The sequence below is a fragment of the Cardiobacterium sp. genome (assembly GCF_057314735.1).
On sequence record NZ_DBHKZK010000085.1, the window covers coordinates 38,534 to 45,086 of the forward strand.

Genomic DNA, 6,553 nt, shown 5'->3' on the forward strand with positions numbered 1-6,553 from the left:
GGTAAGAAGCGGGCAATGATACACCAAGCGGGGTATGCCATCCGGTTATACCCCCATGCAAACTTGCCATTGGGCAGGCGCGGCGCGATGCCCTACCATGCCGCCTTCACCCAATCTGGAGCATCATCATGAAAAAAATCCTGCTAACCGCGCTGTTGGCGCTTGCCCTGCCCGTTGTCGCCGCCGAAAAAGAGCTGCTCAACGCCTCCTACGACATCGCGCGCGAGCTGTTCGCCCGCTACAACGCCCTCTATGAAAAAGAACACCCCGACGCGCCCAAGGTCAAGCAATCCCACGCCGGTTCCTCCAAACAGGCGACCGCCATCCTGCAAGGGCTGAAGGCCGATGTCGTCACCTTCAACCAGGTCACAGACGTCGATATCCTCGCCGCCAAGGGCAAACTGCTGCCGGAAGACTGGCGCACCCGCCTGCCCAACAACAGCTCGCCCTACTACTCCACCACCGCCTTCCTCGTGCGCAAGGGCAACCCGAAACACATCGAAAACTGGGGCGATCTGGTGAAGCCGGAGGTCAGCGTCGTCTTCGCCAACCCGAAAACCAGCGGCAACGGGCGCTACAGCTACCTCGGCGCGCTCGGCTACGCGCAGGACACCTTCAAAACCGAAGCCGAACAGCACGCCTTCCTCAAAGAGCTGCTGGCACACGTCGCCGTCTTTGACACCGGCGGCCGCGGCGCGACCACCAGCTTCGTTGAGCGCAAAATCGGCGACGTACTTATTACCTTTGAATCCGAAGTGAACGGCATCCGTCAGGAATACGGCGCGGACGACTACGAAGTGGTGGTGCCGAAAGTCTCCATCCTCTCCGAGTTCCCGGTGGCATGGCTGGACAAAAACACCGAAGCCAAAGGCACCACCGACGCCGCCAAAGCCTACCTGCAATACCTCTACAGCGAACCGGCGCAACGCCTGCTCGCCGAAAACTACTACCGCGTGCGCGACGAAAAAGTGCAGGCCGAATACAAGGAGCGCTTCCCCGACGTGCAACTGAAAACGGTGGAAGACATCGGCGGCTCGTGGGAAAAAGTGATGAAAGAGCACTTTAACAACGGCGGATTATTGGATCAGTTGCAGAAGCGGTAAGGCGGGTTTACATACACCTTGAGCGCTCAGGTGTATGTAAAACGTAGGGTGGGGCTTGCCCCACCGTCCAAAAACAACATTTGACGGCAACAATATTTAACCCCACCCCAGCCCTCCCCCACAGGGGGAGGGGGCGTAACGGCGGTATTCCGTGCATTGGCTTCCGCATATAACAACCAACACCCATCATCCAAGGCAAACCATGACCCACCCCCGACCCCGCCGCCTGCAAGTCCTGCCCGGATTCGGCCTCTCGCTCGGCATGAGCCTGCTCTTTGTCGCGCTCATCCTGCTGTTGCCGCTCTCCGGCCTTGCCATCAACCTCGCCCAACTCACCTTTGCCGACTACTGGAACATCGTCAGCGACGGGCAAACCCTTGCCGCGCTGCGCGTCACCTTCTGGGCGGCGGCGTGGGCATCGCTGTTCAACGCCCTCTTTGGCCTGCTGCTCGCCTGGGTGCTGACCCGCTACCGCTTCCCCGGCCGCGGCCTCATTGACGCGCTGGTCGATCTGCCCTTCGCCCTGCCAACCGCCGTCGCCGGCATTGCCCTTGCCACCCTCTTTGCCAAAGACGGCTGGCTCGGCCAACCGCTGGCGACGCTGGGCATCACCATCGCCTACCAACCGGCGGGCATCGTCGTCGCCATGATCTTCACCAGCATCCCCTTCGTCGTCCGCGCCGTACAACCCGTGCTGGAAGCACTGCCGCCTGCCGTCGAAGAAGCGGCGGCGACCCTCGGCGCGCGCCCGGCGCAAACCTTCACCCGCGTCATCCTGCCGCAGATCATGCCCGCGCTTGCCTCCGGCGTGGTGCTGTCCTTTGCGCGCAGCCTCGGCGAATTCGGCGCGGTCATCTTTATCGCCGGCAACCAGCCCTACATCAGCAAAGTCGCGTCGCTGCTCATCTTCGAGCGCCTGCAAGAATTCGACCTGCCCGCCGCCGCCGCCATCGCCTCGCTGATGCTCGCCGCCTCGCTGCTGCTGTTGCTGCTGGTGAACCTCTGGCAAGGCCACTTCCTCCGCCGCTTCGGGAGAAACGCATGAGACGCCTCCTGATTGCCCTCGCGCTCGCCTTCGCGCTGCTCTTCCTCGTCCTGCCGCTGGCCGTCGTCTTCCACGGCGCCTTTGCCAAAGGCTGGACGACCTTCGCCGCCGCCCTCGCCGAACCCGACACCCGCCACGCCCTGTGGCTGACCCTGCTCGTCACCGCCATCACCGTGCCGGTGAACGTCGTCTTCGGCGTCGCCTTCGCCTGGCTCGTCACCCGCTTCCGCTTCCGTGGCCGCGCCCTGCTCATCACCCTGCTCGACATCCCCTTTGCCGTCTCGCCAGTCATCGCCGGGCTGCTCTACCTCCTCCTCTACGGCGCGAACAGCCCGCTCGGCGCCTGGTTCGCCGCGCACAACCTGCAACTAATGTTCGCCGTGCCGGGCATCGTCCTCGTCACCATCTTCGTCACCTGCCCCTTCGTCGCGCGCGAACTCATTCCCTTCATGCAACAACACGGCGCGGCGGAAGAAGAAGCGGCGGTCGTCCTCGGCGCCAGCCGCTGGCAACTGTGGCGGCGCATCACCCTGCCGACCATCCTCTGGCCGCTGATTTACGGCGTGGCACTGACCAACGCACGCGCGGTGGGCGAATTTGGCGCGGTCTCGGTCGTCTCCGGCAACATCCGGGGCGAAACCAACACCCTGCCGCTCAACGTCGAACTGCTCTACCAGGACTACCAGGCCGCCGCCGCGTTCGCCAGCGCGGTACTGCTCGTCCTCATCGCCCTCGCCACCCTCGCGCTGAAAACCTGGGTGGCGCGGAAGGAACACCAATAACACCACAGAACAGCTCCCTCCCCTGCAGGGCGAAGCCCGCAGCGGGGGAGGGCAGGGGTGGGGGTAGCGGTATCCATGCAACCACCGCAGTAACTTCAGAAAACACCAACCCAACCATGAGAACCCGGCGAAATCCCAAACTGCACCACTTTGCCCGCGAACTGCGCAAAGACATGACAGATGCCGAACACCGCTTATGGCGACACCTGCGCGGTGGACAACTGCACGGCATCAAATTCCGCCGCCAATACGTTATTGGCAGTTACGTCACCGATTTTGCCGCCCCTGAAATCAGGCTGATTATCGAAATCGAACTGGACGGCGGACAACACGCCGACCAACAAGCCTACGACCAGCAACGCAGCCTGTTTCTGCAACACCAGGGCTACCGCGTCCTGCGCTTCTGGAATCACGACGTGTTGCAACAAACCGAAAGCGTCATGACAGAAATCCTGAAACATTGCCAGCTTCCGCGCTGAAAACCATACCCCCCACCCCAACCCTCCCCCGCTGCGGACGCTGGCGCGTCCTGCAGGGGAGGGGGGCAGACAACAAGGAACCCTCATGAGCATCCAAATCCGAAAGTTGCACAAAGCCTACGGCGACTACCCCGCGCTGCAACCCACCGACCTCACCATCGAAAACGGCGAAATGGCGGCACTGCTTGGCCCCTCCGGCAGCGGCAAAACCACCCTGCTGCGCCTCATCGCCGGGCTGGAAAGCGCCGATGGCGGCCAAATCCGCCTCAATGGCCGCGACGTCACCCACGTCCCGGTGCGCGAGCGCCACATCGGCTTCGTCTTCCAGCACTACGCACTCTTCAAACACCTCACCGTCGCCGACAACATCGCCTTCGGCCTCACCATCCAGCCGCGCTACCAGCGCCCGGCGAAAGCGCGCATCCGCGAAAAAGTCGCGCAACTGCTCGACATGGTGCAGCTTGCCGACATGGGCGGCCGTTACCCGGCACAACTCTCCGGCGGGCAGCAACAGCGCGTCGCGCTGGCGCGGGCGCTGGCTACCGAGCCGGAAGTCATCCTCTTTGACGAACCCTTCGGCGCGCTCGACGTACAAGTGCGGCACGACCTGCGCCTCTGGCTGAAAGCACTACAACGCGAACTACGCTTCACCGGCGTCTTCGTCACCCACGACCGCGAAGAAGCGCTCGACCTTGCCGACCGCATCGTCGTCATGCGTCACGGCGCGATTGCGCAAAACGCCGACCCGCAGCAGCTCTACGCCGACCCCGCCGACGCGCAAGTCTTCAACTTCATGAGCGACACCCGCCGCTTCCCGGCACACATCGCAAACCACATCCTCCACAGCGGACGCGGCTGGGCAAAAGCCGAACGCCAGCTCGCCGACGGCGACGGCGAACTCGCCCTGCGCGTCCAAGACCTCGAACTCACCGACCACCCGCCCGGCCACGTACAACTGGCGGTCGTCATCGAACACAGCACCCTGCTCGGCGCCAACTACCGCCTGACCGTCAAGAACCAGGGCTGGGGTGATGATGCCCGCTGGCAACTGCCACTGCCCGCACAAACCTGGCTGCGTCAGCCGCTGCAACCCGGCCAGCGCATCTACCTCAACCCGCGCCGCCTCTATTTCCTCCGCGCAAACGGCGCGGTAGAAGCGCTGTTCCGCGACGAAACATGACCATCCCCCCACCTGCCGCGCCACTTGACCACAATCAAACCAGCCCCCGCCGTCCCGTGTGATATAGTTGCGCGCGTCTTGTGGAAACCCGTGAAAAACCGTTCATAGTTCACAGACACCCCTTTCCAAAACCCAGGAGCAACCCATGAAAAAAATCCTCATCCTCGGCGCACTCATCAGCAGCGCAGCAATGGCAGCAGGAGACGTTAGCGTCAGCAACTGCCTCATCCAGGAAGTCATCCCCGGCAAACAAATGACCGGCGCCTTCTTCGACATCGAAAACAAAGGCAAAGAAGACGTCAAACTCACCGGCGCGGCTGCCGACAAAATCACCAGCCACGTCGAGCTGCACGAAATGATCCACAAAGACGGCAAAATGGAAATGAGCCAAATCCAGGAATACAACGTCACCCCTGGCAGCGTGCATCACTTCAAAAAAGGCGGCTACCACGTCATGCTGATGGACATCGAAGACAAAAACTTCCCGAAAGTCGGCGAAACCTACCCGCTCGAACTCAAACTGAGCAACGGCGAAACCCTCAAATGTGACGCCAAAACCATTACCGTCAAAGAAGCCATCGAACACTTCAAAGTAGAAGGCGACAAGGCGGGTGCGCACGGCCATGACATGAAAAAAGAAGGCCATGAACACCAGCCGACAAAAGACGCACCGAAAGGCTAACCGCGCCTGAGCTGCTCACACGCCCCTTTCCTGCCTGACGGGAAAGGGGCAAAAAAATGCCCCGCCAACCACCCCGCACCACCATGAAAAAACCCCTGCTCCTCGCCATAACCCTTGCCTGCGCCGCCCTGCTCGCCCTCGGCTACCACTACAGCAAAACGCTGACCCCCGAAACCGTGCTGCAACAACTGTTCGACATGAACGCCCCGGCGCGCTACGCCTTCGTCAGCGATACCGACGCCCCCAAACTCGCGGTGATTGACCTCGAAACCAACCGCCAGACCAGCCTGCTGGAACTCGCCCAACCCGCGCGCAACCTCACCATCCACAAAACCCTCGGCCTGCTCGCCTACAACGACGGCGGCGACCGCATCACCATCCGCCAGCTCGGCGACCACAGCGAAAAAAACCATCAACTGCCCCACCCCGTCACCCGCCTCCAGTTCGACGCCGACAGCCCCTGGCTCATCGCCGGTGGCGCCGACCGCATCACCCTGCTCAACAGCGAAAGCGGCGAAACGCGCACCCTGGACGGCTACCACCACATCAGCGCCTGGCTCTACAGCCCGCTGGCGCGCCAACTGTGGATACTCGACGACAGCCCGGCGCTCTACCGCTACAGCCTGAACGAACAAAACCAGCAGCGCTACCCGCTGCCCGACGACTGGCACGACCTCACCGCCGCCGCCATCAGCCCGGACGAACAAAACCTGCTCTTTGGCGCGACCACCGCCAGCAACCAGCACCTCGGCATCAACTGGAACACCGAAACGGCGACCATCGCCCAACAAATCCCGCTGACTGCGCCGCTGGTACAACCCTACATCGACAACAACGGCCAGCTCTACCTCTACATCAGCCGCGACGGTAACGGCCACATCATTCCGCGCAACGACCCCGCCGCTGCACAAACCATCTACGCACCGAACCCGACCGACCGCTACGCCACTGGCTGGCTTGACACCCGCCTCATCGCCGTCGGGCAAAGCCTGAAAAGCTGGAACCTCTACGCGCCCGCGCAGGCACAAGAACACGACGAACAGCCGCTGCCCGCCGCCACCCGCGCGCTCTTTATCACCGCCGACAGCAAAACCGCGCTGATCGTGAGCGACAACACCCCGGCGATTACCGCCTACGACCTGCGCGACGGCGGCCTGCAAACCATCGCCCTAAGCGGCATCGACCACCCGCAAAACCTCATCATGGGCGCGGGTAATACCCTGTGCCACTAGGGGCTGTTTACAATTCACTCATAGCGGTAACCAAACCATGATGCAGCCCA

At 62.4% G+C, this 6,553-nt stretch carries 7 protein-coding genes; all 7 read left to right on the forward strand.

Annotated elements, in window-relative coordinates; translation table 11 throughout:
- Positions 1–128: 128 nt before the first annotated feature.
- The 7 genes from cysP to ACO54Z_RS12820 all read left to right on the forward strand — a co-directional run bounded on the left by cysP (position 129) and on the right by ACO54Z_RS12820 (position 6,503).
- Positions 129–1,103 carry a thiosulfate ABC transporter substrate-binding protein CysP gene (gene cysP, locus ACO54Z_RS12790; protein ID WP_485997358.1) on the forward strand — a complete coding sequence of 325 codons (975 nt, stop codon included), beginning with the start codon at positions 129–131 and terminating at the stop codon, positions 1,101–1,103.
- A 202-nt stretch (positions 1,104–1,305) separates the two neighbouring features.
- Entirely contained in the window at positions 1,306–2,148 is an 843-nt protein-coding gene (gene cysT, locus ACO54Z_RS12795) for a sulfate ABC transporter permease subunit CysT (protein ID WP_485997359.1), read from the forward strand.
- Positions 2,145–2,930, forward strand: a complete 786-nt coding sequence (cysW, locus tag ACO54Z_RS12800) for a sulfate ABC transporter permease subunit CysW (protein ID WP_485997360.1) — start codon at positions 2,145–2,147, stop codon at positions 2,928–2,930. Before cysT ends, cysW begins: the two co-directional genes overlap by 4 nt.
- Before the next feature lie 116 nt (positions 2,931–3,046).
- Positions 3,047–3,409 carry an endonuclease domain-containing protein gene (locus tag ACO54Z_RS12805; RefSeq protein WP_485997361.1) on the forward strand — a complete coding sequence of 121 codons (363 nt, stop codon included), beginning with the start codon at positions 3,047–3,049 and terminating at the stop codon, positions 3,407–3,409.
- A gap of 85 nt (positions 3,410–3,494) precedes the next feature.
- Positions 3,495–4,589 carry a sulfate/molybdate ABC transporter ATP-binding protein gene (locus ACO54Z_RS12810; protein ID WP_485997362.1) on the forward strand — a complete coding sequence of 365 codons (1,095 nt, stop codon included), beginning with the start codon at positions 3,495–3,497 and terminating at the stop codon, positions 4,587–4,589.
- Between the two features lie 145 nt (positions 4,590–4,734).
- Positions 4,735–5,271: a copper chaperone PCu(A)C gene (locus ACO54Z_RS12815; RefSeq protein ID WP_485997363.1), complete on the forward strand. Its 537-nt coding sequence runs from the start codon at positions 4,735–4,737 to the stop codon at positions 5,269–5,271.
- Between the two features lie 83 nt (positions 5,272–5,354).
- Positions 5,355–6,503 carry a WD40 repeat domain-containing protein gene (locus tag ACO54Z_RS12820; protein WP_485997364.1) on the forward strand — a complete coding sequence of 383 codons (1,149 nt, stop codon included), beginning with the start codon at positions 5,355–5,357 and terminating at the stop codon, positions 6,501–6,503.
- Positions 6,504–6,553 lie beyond the last annotated feature (50 nt).